The sequence below is a fragment of the Sphingomonadaceae bacterium OTU29LAMAA1 genome, from assembly GCA_024072375.1.
Lineage (GTDB): Bacteria > Pseudomonadota > Alphaproteobacteria > Sphingomonadales > Sphingomonadaceae > Sphingomonas.
The window spans coordinates 3,276,350-3,289,407 of sequence record CP099617.1; the positions used below are offsets into that span (position 1 = coordinate 3,276,350).

Genomic DNA, 13,058 nt, shown 5'->3' on the forward strand with positions numbered 1-13,058 from the left:
TCTTGCGGCGACGCTCATCGATCGGCGTCGTCCATCGCCGCTTCCCTCCACACCCCCATGCTTATAACACGGCGGTATGTGGCAGCTTTACCAATTCCCCCTGTGCCCGTTCAGCCGCAAGGTCCGCCTGCTGCTGGGCGAGAAGGGGATCGGCTACGAACTCGTCCGCGAATCGCCGTGGGAGCGGCGCGACGAATTCATGGACATGAACCCCGCTGGCGAAACGCCGGTGATGGTCGACGCGTCACGCCCCGGTGCGCCACTGATCGACTCGATGGCGATCTGCGAATATTTCGAGGAAACCGTCGACAAGGCGGCGACGATCAACGGCACCGCCGCCAATCGCGCGGAGATTCGCCGGCTGGTGACGTGGTTCGACACGCACTTCTATCGTGACGTTACCGGGCCGTTGCTGCACGAGCGGGTGGTCAAGCGGCTGGCGCATCGCGCCGCGCCCGATGCCAAGGGGCTACGCGAAGCGATGAAGGCGGCGGTCAGCCACCTCGATTATACGGATTACCTGCTCGATCATCGCAACTGGCTGGGCGGCGCGACGATGAGCCTCGCCGATCTCGCCGCCGCCGCGCAGATTTCGGTCGCGGATTATCTCGGCGGGATCGATTGGAAGGGGCATGACCAGACGGCGCGCTGGTATCGCGGTTTCAAGAGCCGGCCGAGCTTCCGTCCGCTGCTGTCCGAGCGGATGGAGATGATCGGGCCACCGGCGCATTACGACAATGTCGATTTCTGATCCGATCGCGTATCCGGATTTCGAACGTGTCGACATCCGCGTCGGCACGATCGTCGCCGCCGAGCCATTTCCGCAGGCACGCAAGCCCGCGATCAAACTACGCATCGATTTTGGCGACGGTATCGGCGTGAAGACGTCGTCCGCGCAGATCACCGATCATTACACACCCGAAATGCTCGTCGGGCGGCAGGTTGCGGCGGTGGTCAACTTTCCCCCGCGTCAGATCGGGCCATTCATGTCCGAGGTACTGACGCTCGGCTTCCCCGACGCTGACGGCAAGGTGGTGCTGATCGGCCCTAGCCAGCCGGTGCCGAACGGCGGCAAATTGTTCTGACCCGGACGTCCCTATAGACGGTCCAGCGTTGCCGCGTCGCGCTCGCCGCCGAAAAACCGGTCGAGCGCCGCCACGAACGGTGCCGGATCGTCGGCCACCGCAGCGAACAGCGTCATCGACGACCGCAGCTTCATGGCATCGATGTCTCCCAGAATAGTCTCCGCGCTCCCCGGCGCGGCGATCACCGCCCGCGTCGCAGCGATCAACCGCGCTCCGAGCAGCGGATGCGCCAGATAGGCGCGTGCCTCCGACACATCGCGGATCGCATAGAAACGCGCCGTCTCGCTTCGCCCCAATCCGGCGATCTGTGGAAAGACGAACCACATCCAGTGACCCGTCTTGCGACCCCGACGCAGTTCGCCGTGCGCCTGGTCATAGGTCCGCGCCTGCGCCGAAACGAAGCGATCGAGGTCATGCGTCATGGCACAGGCAACCACCGGGCGATCCGCAGCGTTCCACCCGCATGCGTGCGCTCCATCTCACACCCCTGCTGCTGCTCGCCGCCTGTAGTGGCGGGAATGGCGACAAACCGGCGGACAATGCGGCAGCGACATTCGTCCCGCCGCCGACGCAGATGCCCAAGCCGATTCCTGGGCAGGCGCATAGCAACCCGATCTCCGCCTATGTCGGCAAATACCCCGGTGATGCGGTCGATGGCGTCGGCTTCTACGATCGGACCGAGGTGTCGCGGGCGCTGATCGACGCGGTCGGTGAAGACGCCGTACGCCGCCGCATCGTCGCGCGAGAGGCGGTGAGCGTACCGATCTTCAAGGCGGCGGACGGCCGCATTGCCGCGCACGGTTGCGCGCCGCACGATTGCGCCGACGTCAACTGGACGTTCCTCGTCGCAGTCGACGGTTCGCGGGGCGAGGCGTGCTACCATGATGCCGGAACGATGGGACAGGCCAGCCGCTGGTACGTGGCCGGTTCCGCTCCGCAGCGCCGTCCGGGTGATTGCCCTCAGGAGTAGACCGATGCTCGAACACGTTCCCGCCTGGCTTGGCAAGATGCTGGATGGTGTCCGCGCCGGTTCGGACAAGCTGGCGATCGCCCGCCCCGAACTGGGTGGCGCCTTTCCCGCTATGGATCTCGGTAGTCCGGCCTTCGCCACGGGCGCGCGCCTGCCCGAGCGGTTCACGGCAGACGGTGCGGGCGTATCGCCACCCCTCGTCTGGGGGGAGCCTCCGGAGGGTACGGCGCTGTTCGCCTTGCTGGTCGAGGATGCGGATGCGCCCGCGTCCCAGCCACTCGTTCATGCCGTGATCTGGGGCCTGCCCGCCGATGCGCGGCGGTTGGCCGAAGGCGACATCATCGGGGACGGCGCGGGTTCGCCCGAACGCGATGTCGGCCGTAATTCCTATCAACGTGAAGGCTGGCTGCCGCCCGATCCGCCCACGGGCCATGGCGAGCATCGCTACGCCTTTCAGCTGTTCGCACTGGCGTCGGGCGTCGGTGCGCCCGGCGAAACGCCCGGACGTTCGGCGATACTAGAGGCGATGGCGGGGCATGTGCTCGCCGCCGGATTGCTGATTGGCACCTACAGTCGGGGCGAAGAGGCGCCGGCGGGACTGGTCGGTGGGGTCGCCACTGCCTGACCGGCGGGCGACGGTGGCCCGGCGTCGATGCCGGGCCCGTCCTGCGTGCGACGTGTCAGCCGGCGGTCACGCCGCCTTGCGAGGCGATGACGAGGATGGTGGTCGCGAACGAGGCGAGGCTGAGGAACAGGCTGCGGTACATCGTCTATCTCCCGAAAGGATGCTGGTTATGCGACCGGTACGACGGGAACGGCGGCGCTGACGGCGAGCGCAGCGAAGGCGAGGGCGGCGACGACGGAGAAGACGGCACGCTGGGCGAGTTCGAAGCGGAGAAACATGATGGTATTCCCTTTTGGCATCGATGTGATCCATTCACGATCGATACCGGGGGCTTTGCAGCCTGCGTGCCAATTGCACTAAGCTGTTGATAAACAAAGATTGAAGAAACCGGCACTGTGAAGGTTGGTATTTTTCACCAGTCCTGACGGGCAAATCACGCCAAGATCAGGCGGCACACACCCGATCGCGACCATCGGCCTTTGCGGTGTAGAGCAGGCGGTCGGCACGATCGAACGCGGCATCGATCGGTTCGGCATCGTGAACTGCCGTGACGCCGATCGACAAGGTCACCTGACCGAGCGGTTTGTCGCTTTCGCGCAAGCGGAACCGCTTTCCGCTGATGACGCTGCGTACGCCATCCAGATGCGCGGCCGCGTCCGCCAGCGGGATACCATGCAACAGGACGGCGAATTCCTCGCCACCGTGACGCACGACCAGATGCCCGGCGCATTCCTCGGCCAGCGTCTTCGCGACGGCACTCAGCACGCGATCGCCGATCTGATGGCCGTGCGCATCGTTGATCCGCTTGAACCGGTCGATATCGCATACCGCCAGGCAGAACGGACCATCGCGCTCGCGTCGTGTCGTAAAGGCTTCGTCGAATGCACGGCGGTTGGGGAGGCCGGTCAGGGCGTCGCGCCGAGCGGTATCGTTCGCCTCGGCAAGCTTGGCACGCAGGGCATCGGCCTCGCTGGTCGCATGCGCCAGACGCACCTCGGCATCACGGATGCGCGTCAGCATCGATCCGGTGATCCGCGCGATCTCGTCGAGCCCGGCGGTGGTACTGGCCGCGCGATTGGCGGGCGCGATCGCTGCGGCACTTTCCGCCAGATCGCGACCGAAGTCTCTCGTCTCGTCCTGCATGGCACGCACGATCGACGTGAATCCGTCGACCTGGGCCTGGGTTTCCTCGACCAGCCTCATCGCCTCGTTCTCGACCCGGCTGGCGCGATCGCTGCCATCCTGAACCGATCCGGTGCCGCCGCCACCGATCGCCACGCGGCCACCCAGTTGCTCGATATCGGAACGGCTCAGGCGGACGCCGCCATCGGTCAGGCGATCGACCGCCTGCGCGATGACGCCGGCAGGATTGGCGATGACGTCATAGGCAAAGCTGTAATGTGCGGGATCCGGACTAAGCCCCTGTTGCGCAAGAAAAGCGCCGATGCGGGAGAATAAATCCCCCCGTTCGTCCTTCCTTACTGCAAATGGCCCGCCCATGCCCCACCCTCGATGATCGAGCGTGTTGTAGCGGTCAATAGTTAGCGCGACGTTGCCATGGCCTAGCCGCGGCGAAGTTTCTGTACCGCGGCAAGGGTGAGGGCGACATGCTGCGCGGGGTTCATGTCGTCATGCACATAGGCCACGCGACCATCCTTGCCGATCACATAGCTGGTGCGCTTCGTCAGCGACTTGCCCATCGCGGCCAGTGCGACATCGTAGTTCTTGATGACGGCCGGGCCGGCACTCGCCACCGCGAACTTGCCGGCGCACTTTTCCGCCGAGAACTTCTGCAGCGTCGGCACATCGTCGGCCGACATGCCGATCACGGTCGCACCCGCCTTCTGGAAGTCGGGGATCGCCTCGGCAAAGGCATGCGCTTCGGCATTGCAGCCCCCGGTAAACGCCGCGGGGAAGAAATAGAGCACCACCGGCCCCTTCTTCAGCTGCTGCGCGAGGTCGATGTTGACCACCTTGCCGGCGATCGCGCCGCGGGTGGCGAAGGTCGGCGCCTTCGCCCCGACCGCGAGCCCGGCCGCGGCGGCAGGAGCGGCGACGACGGCAATGGCGGCGAGAACGGGGAACAGGCGCATGAAGACGATCCTCTCGAAGTTGCCGCACCCTAGCGCACGGCAGGCGAGCGCGATAGGGCAGCACCCATGCCGATCACTGCCGCAAATATCCAGCTCGCCAGCCGCCTTGCCGATGCCGCCGGCGCCGCGATTCGTCCCTATTTCCGGGCCGAACACGGCGTCGAGCTGAAAGACGATCATTCCCCCGTCACCCGCGCCGACCGCGAGGCGGAGGCGGCGATGCGCAAGCTGCTGGATGCCGAGGCGCCCGGCGATGGGGTCATCGGTGAGGAATATGGCGAAAAGCGCGGCGTCACGGGCCGCAAATGGGTGCTCGACCCGATCGACGGCACGCGCAGCTTCACCGTTGGCCGCGCGATATTCGGCACGCTGATCGCGCTGGTCGAGGACGGCTGGCCGCTACTCGGCATCATCGACCAGCCGGTGCAGCGCGAACGCTGGCTCGGTGTCGCCGGACGCCCGACGACCTTCAACGGCAGGCCGGCACGGACACGGACCTGCGGGACGCTGGAGGGCGCGGTGCTGGCGACGACCAGCCCGCACCTGTTCGCCGAGGGCGACGTGCCGCACTATATGGCGCTGGTCGCCGCCGCATCGGGCGGTCACGTCCGGCAGGGACCCGTCTATGGCGGCGATTGCTACAATTACGGCCTGCTGGCGAGCGGCCACCTCGACATCGTCGCGGAATCAGGGCTGCAACTCTATGACTTCGCCGCGCTGGTGCCGGTGGTCGAGGGTGCGGGCGGGCGGATGTGCGACTGGAACGGCGATCCGCTGACCGCCGACAGCGCCGGCCACGTGCTGGCGATCGGCGATCCGGCACGGACGGATGATGTCCTGGAAGCGCTGCACGCCGTGCCGGACGCGCATTCGCATTAACTTCCGATGCCCCCCTTGCTTCAGTGGGCGAGGGAAGCCGCAGGCGCAGTCGGTGGTGGAGGGGGCGTTTCCGTGAGCGACGCAGTTCGTCGCCAGCCTTCCCAACGAAGTTCCTCGCTTGCCTCCCCCTCCGTCACGCCTTAGGCGCGCCACCCCCCCCCCCCTTGCGGGGGAGGGATGACGGCGTTTCTCAGAAGATACCCAGAAATTTCTTCCGCTGGCTCTTCTTCTCGCCCAGCGACCCGCTTCCGTCTTCCTCCTTCGCCGTCGTGCCCTTGCCGACATCGTCCCTCGGTGCGCCCTTTGTCGTCCGCTGAGCCCGCGCCGTCGCGCCCGCGAGCACCGGCCCGCAGGCTGCCGACTTGGCATCGCCGACATCGACGAACGCCAGCACGCCTGCGACCGGCGTCGCCACCAGCGCCAGACCCAGCCCCGCCCCCGCACGCGCCAGCAGCTGATCGCTGACCACGTCGAGCTTCGGCGCCGCGAACACCCCTCCGATCCCCACCGGCGACTGGCCGGAGAACAGGCTGAATTTCTTGCCGTCGGCACGGAACGCCAGATCGATACCCTCGGTCCGGAAGCTGAAGCCACCACGCCCGACGATGACGTTCTTCGTCGTGTCGAACAGGATCGGGTCCGCCGCCGCTACGCCACCCCGCACGGTGAAGCCCACCAGCCCGCAATTCAGCTCGACCGGCTTCTTCAACTTGTCCTCGAACATCTTCTGCACGAACGTGCCGAGGTCGAGCTCGGCGAGCTGGACGTTGCGCGTCCACAGCTGCCCCTGCGGCACGATGAACGCGATGCGCCCGGACGCGGTGCTCAGCGAATCGTGGATCGAATCGCCTCGCCCGTCGAGCTTGATCCGACCCTTTACCGTCCCCGTCGTTCCCGCCTCCGCCACGCCGTAGCCAGCCAGCAACCGCCCGAGCGGCGTCGGCGCCAGCCTGATGTCGTAGCTGACCGCGGTCGGCCTTTGCCGCGTGTCGAACACCACATCGGACGCGACATTGCCCCGCGCCATCGCGAAGCCCAGCGGCGACAGCGCCAGCCGCCCCCGCTCCAGGTCCAGCGTCAGGTCGACGTTGCTGATCGGCAGGTTGCGTGACCGGACAGTGCGGATGGTCCATTTGAGGTCCGCGTCGAACCGCCGCATCGTTTCGATCGGCAGCTCGGCATCGGGCATGATCCGCTGGGGCGCCGCGCCGGTCGCGGCCGCCGCGGCGATCGCCCCCTTGTCCGCGACGATATCCGGATTGTAGCCGATGAACGGTGCGGCATCGACGATGTCGAGCGTCTTCGTCGTCAGCGTCGAATCGAGATGCAGCCGATCACCGTTGGTGATCGTCAGCTTGCCCGCGACATCGCTCTCGCCGACGGTGCCGCTCATCCGGGTGAAGCGATACTCCTGACCCTGCTGCACCAGCTGCGCTTTCAGCCGGTAGGCGCGGGTGTTGGGGATGACGACGCCGATGATGCCGAGCAGTTCGGACAGGTTGCGCCCGCGTGCGCGGGTCTGGAGCGGTACGCCCTCGATCCCCGCGATCGACGGCAGCGTGCCGGAGACATCGACGACGTTATGCGCCGCCCATGCACGCGCGCGCAGTTCGTTCTTGCCGCGATTGACCGTCGCGTCCGGCGACAGCAACTGCGCGGTGACCCGGAACGGCGTGCCGCGGATCGTGCCGTCGCCGTCGACACCCACGGCCTTGCCGATTCGTGCGTCCGCCGAACGGATATCGTCGACCTTCAGATCGGCGATCAATTGCATGCGGGGATCGCGATAGCGGACGGCCGTGCCGCGCACGGTTGCCACGTCGATCCGCGGAAATTCCAGCGGCTTTCCACCCTTTTCGTTGCTGAACGTCCAGGTGTTGGCGCTGTGATCTTCGTTCCACTCGAGATCGACCGCGCCCTTCGCCAGATCGAGCCAGTACAGCCGCCGCTTGCCCCAGATGAGCGACAGCGGCGCGATCCGCGTATCGATCCGCTCCGCTTGGAACAGAAACGGCTTTGTCGCCCAGGCCGGATTGGCGATCGTCATCTTTTCCGCAACGAACTTGATGCGGAACGGCGCAAAATAGAGCTGGAAATCGCCCGCCACCGTCACTGGGCGATGCGTTTGCCCGCCGACGAATCGTTCGAAGGGGTGCTTCAGGAACCGTCCCTTGGTGATATAGAGCACCAGCCAGATCGCGACGAGCAGCCCGAGGATCGTCAGCAGTATGTTGCGGGCGATCCGCCACGCGCGACGACGACGCGAATCGACGGTCGCCGTTCCTGCTCCCTCATCGGGATCAGGTTGCGGCGTGGCGGCCGTTTCCGGTGCGGGGGGCGGCGTGTCCATCGGCGGCAACAGCGCGTCAGCACTCGTTTCGGTTCCGCATCGGCCGCTTGCGGATCGTCATTCGGGCATTGGTTGCGTTTTGCGCGATGCCACGCTAATGGGCCCGCTTCCCGAGCGAGGCGCTACAGGACTGCCCGGCCATCAAGGGCTGCCGCGGCTGTCCATGCCTGCTCATAGCGAAAGGACCAAAATGCCCAAGCTCAAGACCAAGAGCGGCGTCAAGAAGCGCTTCAAGCTGACCGCAAGCGGCCTGCTGAAGCACGGCGTCGCCGGCAAGCGCCACCGCCTGATCAGCCACAACAGCAAGTACATCCGCCAGAACCGCGGCACCAAGGTGCTGTCGAAGGCCGACACCGCCACGGTGAAGGCCTGGGCGCCGTACGGCCTCAAGTAAGGATATCAGGACATGGCACGCGTCAAACGTGGTGTAACCACCCGCGCCAAGCACAAGAGGATTCTTGAGCAGGCCAAGGGCTATTACGGCCGCCGCAAGAACACCATCCGCATCGCTCGTCAGGCCGTCGAAAAGGCAGGCCAGTATGCGTATCGCGACCGCAAGGTAAAGAAGCGGACCTTCCGCGGCCTGTGGATCCAGCGCATCAACGCCGGCGTCCGCGCCGAGGGCCTGACCTATTCGCAGTTCATGCACGGCCTGAAGCTGGCAGGCGTCGAACTGGACCGGAAGGTCCTGGCCGACATCGCCATGCACGAAACCGCCGCCTTCAGCGCGATCATCGCGCAGGCGAAAGCGGCTCTGCCCCAGGCCGCGTAACCGCGACTGGTGTGAGGTTTTTGGAAAGGGGCGTCGGTGGGGATACCACCGGCGCCTTTTTTCTGTTTGGTGCGGATTTTCCGCCTTACTCACATCGTCATCCCCGCGAAGGCGGGGATCCATAGGCGCAACGCCGCTGATAATCCGCTAAGTCAGCCACTATGGATTCCCGCCTTCGCGGGAATGACGAAGGAAGACACGGATGGACTGGCAACCGTGCGTCTACATCTTGGCCAGCGGGAAATACGGGACACTTTACATAGGTGTCACTTCACGCCTGATCGCCCGCCTCATCCAGCATCGCGAAGGGTCGGTCCCAGGCTTCACATCTCGCTACGACGTCCGCCAATTGGTCTGGTACGATGTCGCGGAGACAATGGAAGCGGCGATCACCCGCGAGAAGCAGCTCAAGAAATGGAACCGCGACTGGAAGCTGCGACTGATCGAGCAAGCCAATCCCGACTGGGATGATCTTGCGATCGGCCTTGGTCTTGCCCCGCAGAGTCATTCCCGCGAAGGCGGGAACCCATAGTCGCGACGCCGATGGCAAAACAGGACGCTCGCGCCTATGGATCCCCGCCTGCGCGGGGATGACGGACAATGAGGATGACGACACGTGACTGACGACCTCGATACCCTGCGCGACCACATGCTGACGGCAATCGACGCCGCGACCGGCCTCGACGCGGTCGAAGCGGTGCGGGTCGAGGCGCTTGGCAAGCAGGGCAGCGTCACCCAGCTGCTCAAAACGCTCGGCAGAATGACGCCCGAGGAACGCCAGACGCAGGGCCCGCGCATCAACGGCCTGCGCGAAGCCGTCGCCGGTGCCATCGCCACCCGCAAGACCGCGCTGGAACGCGCCGCGCTCGACGCGCGCCTTGCCGGCGAGACGCTCGACATGACGCTGCCCGCCGACGCGGCGCTCACCGGTACGGTCCATCCGGTCAGCCAGGTGATGGACGAACTCGCCGAGATCTTCGCCGACCTCGGCTTTGCGGTCGCCACCGGTCCCGAGATCGAGACCGACTGGCACAATTTCACTGCGCTCAACATTCCCGAAACGCATCCCGCACGGGCGATGCACGACACCTTCTACCTGCAGCAGGGTATCGACGCGAAAGCGGCGGGAATTGCGGACGAGCGCACGACGTTCTCGCTGCTGCGCACCCACACGTCGCCGGTGCAGATCCGCACGATGCTCCAGCAGAAGCCGCCGATCCGCATCATCGCGCCGGGGCGCACCTATCGCTCCGACAGCGACGCCACACACACGCCGATGTTCCATCAGGTCGAGGGGCTGGTGATCGACAAGGGCATCACGCTCGGCCACCTCAAGTGGACGCTGGAGACGTTTCTCAAGGCGTTCTTCGAGCGCGACGACATCGTGCTGCGCCTGCGCCCCAGCTACTTTCCCTTCACCGAACCCTCGGCGGAGGTCGACGTCGGCTACACGATCGAGAAGGGCAAGCGCGTCATCGGCGGCTCGGGTGGTGGCTGGATGGAAGTGCTCGGGTCCGGCATGGTCCACCCCAAGGTCATCGAATCCTGCGGCCTCGATCCGAACGAATGGCAGGGGTTCGCCTTTGGTTGCGGCATCGACCGGCTCGCAATGCTGAAATACGGCATGGACGACCTGCGCCCGTTCTTCGACGGCGATATCCGCTGGCTGAAGCATTACGGCTTCTCGACGCTCGACGTGCCGACCCTGTCGGGCGGCGTCGGCGCGGCATAAGCCTGTCGGGACACGCATGATGGCGGATGCAGCCGGCAGTCACGAGCCGCTCGCATCCATGGGTCCCGGCGTTCGCCGGGATGACGAAGGTTTGGAACTGCGATGAAATTCACGATTGGCTGGCTCTACGAGCATCTCGACACCGCCGCCGACCTCGACACCGTCGTCGAGGCGCTGACCCGCATCGGGCTGGAGGTCGAGGGCGTCCACAATCCCGGCGACGCGCTGAAGGCGTTTCGCGTGGCGAAGGTGCTCACCGCCGAACGCCATCCGCAGGCGGACAAGCTCCAGGTGCTGTCGGTCGACGCCGGTGACGGCCCGATGCAGGTGGTCTGCGGCGCCCCCAACGCCCGCGCCGGCCTCGTCGGTGTGTTCGGCCCTCCCGGTGCCTATGTTCCCGGCCTCGACGTGACGCTGAAGGTCGCCGCCATCCGCGGCGTCGAATCGAACGGCATGATGTGCTCGACCCGCGAACTGGAGCTGGGCGAGGATCATGACGGCATCATCGAACTGCCCGCCGATGCGCCCGTCGGCACCGCCTTCCCCGATTACGCCGGGCTCAACGATGCGGTGATCGACATCAGCGTCACCCCCAACCGGCAGGATTGCATGGGCGTCCGTGGCATCGCCCGCGACCTTGCCGCCGCCGGCCTCGGCACGCTGAAGCCGCTCGCGGTTACAGCCGTGGCAGGAGAGGGAGAAGCCCCCGACGTCCGCACCGACGACCCCGCCGGCTGCCCCGCCTTTTACGCGCAGAACGTCAGCGGCCTGACCAATGGCGAGGCGCCCGAATGGATGCGCCGCCGCCTCACCGCGATCGGGCAGAAGCCGATCAGCGCGCTGGTCGACATCACCAACTACGTTTCGATCAACCTAGGCCGACCCTTGCACGTCTACGACCGCGCCAAATTGTCCGGTGGTCTCGTCGCGCGCAAGGCGCAGGACGGCGAGCAGATCGTCGCATTGAACGGCAAGACCTATGCGCTGATCCCCGCGATGACCGTCATCGCCGACGACACCCAGGTGCACGACATCGGTGGCATCATGGGCGGCGAGCATTCCGGCGTGTCCGCGGACACCAAAGACGTGCTGATCGAATGCGCCTTCTTCGATCCCGATCACATCGCCCGCACGGGTCAGGCGCTGATGCTGACCAGCGACGCGCGCCAGCGGTTCGAGCGCGGCGTCGATCCCGCCTTCCTCGACGATGGCCTCGCGATCGCGACGCAGCTGGTCCTCGACCTGTGCGGCGGCACGCCCTCACCGGTGACCCGCGCTGGCGAGCCACCGCTGACCCCGCGCATCTATACCTATGACACCGAAAAGGCGGAGACGCTCGGTGGCCTCGCCGTGCCCGCCGATCGCCAGCGCGCCATCCTCGAGTCGCTCGGCTTTGCGGTGGACGCCGACTGGAACGTCACCGTGCCGACATGGCGCCGCGACATCGACGGTGCCGCCGACCTTGTCGAGGAGGTCATCCGCATCGAGGGCATCGACAAGGTCGCTCCCGTGCCGCTCCCCCGCACCCCCGGCGTCGCCCGCCCGACCGCCACCGCCGAACAGAAACTGGAACGCCGCGTCCGCCGCGCCGCCGCAGCGCGCGGCCTCGACGAGGCGGTGACGTGGAGCTTCCTGTCCGAGGCACAGGCCGCGCCCTTCGGCGGCGGTGCGTGGAGCCTCGCCAATCCGATCAGCGAAGACCTGAAGGTCATGCGCCCCTCGCTGCTCCCCGGCCTGCTGTCGGCGACCGAGCGCAACCTCAAGCGCGGCATCACGTCCGTTCGCCTGTTCGAGGTCGGCCGCCGCTACCTCAGCGATGCCGAGCGTCCGACGCTGGGCCTGATCCTCGCCGGCAACCGTCGCGAACGCGGCTGGCGCGACGGCAAGGCCGCCGGCTTCGACGCCTACGACGCCAAGGCCGAAGCGCTGGCGCTGCTCGCTGCGGCGGGTGCCCCGGTCGACAATCTGCAAGTGATGGGCGAGGCCGGCGACGCGTGGCATCCCGGCCAGAGCGGCACGCTGCGCCTCGGACCCAAGACCGTGCTGGCGAAGTTCGGCATGCTCCACCCAAGCCTGCTCAAGGCGTTCGACCTCGACGGCGCGGTCGCCGCGGTAGAGCTCTACCTCGATGCGCTGCCCGCCAGACGCGCGTCCGGCTTCATGCGCCCGGCCTTTACGCCGCCAGCGCTCCAGTCCGTCCGCCGCGACTTCGCATTCCTCGTGCCGGCGGAGGTCACCGCCGACGCCCTCGTCCGCGCCGTCCGCAGCGCGGACAAGGCCGCGATCACCGCTGCACGCGTGTTCGACGTCTTCACCGGCACCGGCGTCGAGGAGGGCAAGAAGTCGGTCGCGGTCGAGGTCATCCTGCAACCCATCGACAAGAGCTTCACCGACGAAACGCTGAAGACGATCGCCGACAAGGTGGTCGCCGCTGCGGCGAAGCAGGGTGCGAGCTTGCGGGGGTAACCTGTCCGTCATTGCGAGCGAAGCGAAGCAACCCAGGGCGGCACGGGCTACCCTGGGTTGCTTCGCGTCGCTCGCAATGACGAATA

At 66.4% G+C, this 13,058-nt stretch carries 14 protein-coding genes; 10 read left to right on the forward strand and 4 right to left on the reverse strand.

The window, feature by feature from the left end:
- The first annotated feature begins 76 nt into the window (after window positions 1–76).
- Window positions 77–751, forward strand: coding sequence for a glutathione S-transferase family protein (locus tag NF699_15680; GenBank protein USU04469.1), 675 nt, complete (start codon window positions 77–79; stop codon window positions 749–751).
- Window positions 738–1,085: a tRNA-binding protein gene (locus NF699_15685; GenBank protein ID USU04470.1), complete on the forward strand. Its 348-nt coding sequence runs from the start codon at window positions 738–740 to the stop codon at window positions 1,083–1,085. The genes NF699_15680 and NF699_15685 overlap by 14 nt, the downstream gene beginning before the upstream one ends.
- 11 nt (window positions 1,086–1,096) lie before the next feature.
- Here NF699_15685 and NF699_15690 read toward each other — a convergent pair whose 3' ends face one another.
- Window positions 1,097–1,507 carry a DUF1810 domain-containing protein gene (locus NF699_15690; protein ID USU04471.1) on the reverse strand — a complete coding sequence of 137 codons (411 nt, stop codon included), beginning with the start codon at window positions 1,505–1,507 and terminating at the stop codon, window positions 1,097–1,099.
- A 41-nt stretch (window positions 1,508–1,548) separates the two neighbouring features.
- On the opposite strand from NF699_15690, the gene NF699_15695 reads away from it, so the two are divergent.
- Together NF699_15695 and NF699_15700 are read left to right on the forward strand one after the other, a co-directional pair.
- On the forward strand, window positions 1,549–2,055 hold the full coding sequence (locus NF699_15695; protein USU04472.1) for a hypothetical protein: 507 nt from the start codon (window positions 1,549–1,551) through the stop codon (window positions 2,053–2,055).
- A gap of 4 nt (window positions 2,056–2,059) precedes the next feature.
- Window positions 2,060–2,680 carry a YbhB/YbcL family Raf kinase inhibitor-like protein gene (locus NF699_15700; protein ID USU04473.1) on the forward strand — a complete coding sequence of 207 codons (621 nt, stop codon included), beginning with the start codon at window positions 2,060–2,062 and terminating at the stop codon, window positions 2,678–2,680.
- A gap of 444 nt (window positions 2,681–3,124) precedes the next feature.
- Here NF699_15700 and NF699_15705 read toward each other — a convergent pair whose 3' ends face one another.
- Both NF699_15705 and NF699_15710 read right to left on the reverse strand, forming a co-directional pair.
- Window positions 3,125–4,180: a GGDEF domain-containing protein gene (locus tag NF699_15705; protein ID USU04474.1), complete on the reverse strand. Its 1,056-nt coding sequence runs from the start codon at window positions 4,178–4,180 to the stop codon at window positions 3,125–3,127.
- Window positions 4,181–4,242: 62 nt separating this feature from the next.
- A complete protein-coding gene (locus NF699_15710) occupies window positions 4,243–4,773 on the reverse strand; it encodes a peroxiredoxin (protein ID USU04475.1) in 531 nt (176 codons plus the stop codon).
- Between the two features lie 66 nt (window positions 4,774–4,839).
- Here NF699_15710 and NF699_15715 point away from each other — a divergent pair, with 66 nt between their 5' ends.
- Complete coding sequence (locus tag NF699_15715) at window positions 4,840–5,652, forward strand: histidinol phosphate phosphatase (GenBank protein ID USU04476.1); 813 nt, start codon at window positions 4,840–4,842, stop codon at window positions 5,650–5,652.
- A 190-nt stretch (window positions 5,653–5,842) separates the two neighbouring features.
- Here the strand turns inward: NF699_15715 and NF699_15720 are convergent, their stop codons facing one another.
- On the reverse strand, window positions 5,843–8,002 hold the full coding sequence (locus tag NF699_15720; protein ID USU04477.1) for an AsmA family protein: 2,160 nt from the start codon (window positions 8,000–8,002) through the stop codon (window positions 5,843–5,845).
- Window positions 8,003–8,192: 190 nt separating this feature from the next.
- On the opposite strand from NF699_15720, the gene rpmI reads away from it, so the two are divergent.
- The 5 genes from rpmI to pheT all read left to right on the forward strand — a co-directional run bounded on the left by rpmI (window position 8,193) and on the right by pheT (window position 12,972).
- Window positions 8,193–8,396 (forward strand): 50S ribosomal protein L35, encoded by a 204-nt coding sequence (rpmI, locus tag NF699_15725; protein ID USU04478.1) that lies wholly within the window; start codon window positions 8,193–8,195, stop codon window positions 8,394–8,396.
- Between the two features lie 12 nt (window positions 8,397–8,408).
- Complete coding sequence (gene rplT, locus NF699_15730; GenBank protein ID USU04479.1) at window positions 8,409–8,774, forward strand: 50S ribosomal protein L20; 366 nt, start codon at window positions 8,409–8,411, stop codon at window positions 8,772–8,774.
- A 202-nt stretch (window positions 8,775–8,976) separates the two neighbouring features.
- Window positions 8,977–9,306, forward strand: a complete 330-nt coding sequence (locus tag NF699_15735; GenBank protein ID USU04480.1) for a GIY-YIG nuclease family protein — start codon at window positions 8,977–8,979, stop codon at window positions 9,304–9,306.
- A gap of 117 nt (window positions 9,307–9,423) precedes the next feature.
- Window positions 9,424–10,506 carry a phenylalanine--tRNA ligase subunit alpha gene (gene pheS, locus NF699_15740; protein USU07117.1) on the forward strand — a complete coding sequence of 361 codons (1,083 nt, stop codon included), beginning with the start codon at window positions 9,424–9,426 and terminating at the stop codon, window positions 10,504–10,506.
- 102 nt (window positions 10,507–10,608) lie between these two features.
- Window positions 10,609–12,972, forward strand: a complete 2,364-nt coding sequence (pheT, locus tag NF699_15745) for a phenylalanine--tRNA ligase subunit beta (protein USU04481.1) — start codon at window positions 10,609–10,611, stop codon at window positions 12,970–12,972.
- Window positions 12,973–13,058 lie beyond the last annotated feature (86 nt).

What these genes read in the sequence shown, in the direction of transcription:
- NF699_15680 (USU04469.1), top strand. Translation starts at nt 77, where the DNA reads ATGTGGCAGCTTTACCAATTCCCCCTGTGCCCGTTCAGCCGCAAGGTC.
- NF699_15685 (USU04470.1), top strand. Translation starts at nt 738, where the DNA reads ATGTCGATTTCTGATCCGATCGCGTATCCGGATTTCGAACGTGTCGAC.
- NF699_15690 (USU04471.1), bottom strand. Translation starts at nt 1,507, where the DNA reads ATGACGCATGACCTCGATCGCTTCGTTTCGGCGCAGGCGCGGACCTAT.
- NF699_15695 (USU04472.1), top strand. Translation starts at nt 1,549, where the DNA reads ATGCGTGCGCTCCATCTCACACCCCTGCTGCTGCTCGCCGCCTGTAGT.
- NF699_15700 (USU04473.1), top strand. Translation starts at nt 2,060, where the DNA reads ATGCTCGAACACGTTCCCGCCTGGCTTGGCAAGATGCTGGATGGTGTC.
- NF699_15705 (USU04474.1), bottom strand. Translation starts at nt 4,180, where the DNA reads ATGGGCGGGCCATTTGCAGTAAGGAAGGACGAACGGGGGGATTTATTC.
- NF699_15710 (USU04475.1), bottom strand. Translation starts at nt 4,773, where the DNA reads ATGCGCCTGTTCCCCGTTCTCGCCGCCATTGCCGTCGTCGCCGCTCCT.
- NF699_15715 (USU04476.1), top strand. Translation starts at nt 4,840, where the DNA reads ATGCCGATCACTGCCGCAAATATCCAGCTCGCCAGCCGCCTTGCCGAT.
- NF699_15720 (USU04477.1), bottom strand. Translation starts at nt 8,002, where the DNA reads ATGGACACGCCGCCCCCCGCACCGGAAACGGCCGCCACGCCGCAACCT.
- rpmI (USU04478.1), top strand. Translation starts at nt 8,193, where the DNA reads ATGCCCAAGCTCAAGACCAAGAGCGGCGTCAAGAAGCGCTTCAAGCTG.
- rplT (USU04479.1), top strand. Translation starts at nt 8,409, where the DNA reads ATGGCACGCGTCAAACGTGGTGTAACCACCCGCGCCAAGCACAAGAGG.
- NF699_15735 (USU04480.1), top strand. Translation starts at nt 8,977, where the DNA reads ATGGACTGGCAACCGTGCGTCTACATCTTGGCCAGCGGGAAATACGGG.
- pheS (USU07117.1), top strand. Translation starts at nt 9,424, where the DNA reads ATGCTGACGGCAATCGACGCCGCGACCGGCCTCGACGCGGTCGAAGCG.
- pheT (USU04481.1), top strand. Translation starts at nt 10,609, where the DNA reads ATGAAATTCACGATTGGCTGGCTCTACGAGCATCTCGACACCGCCGCC.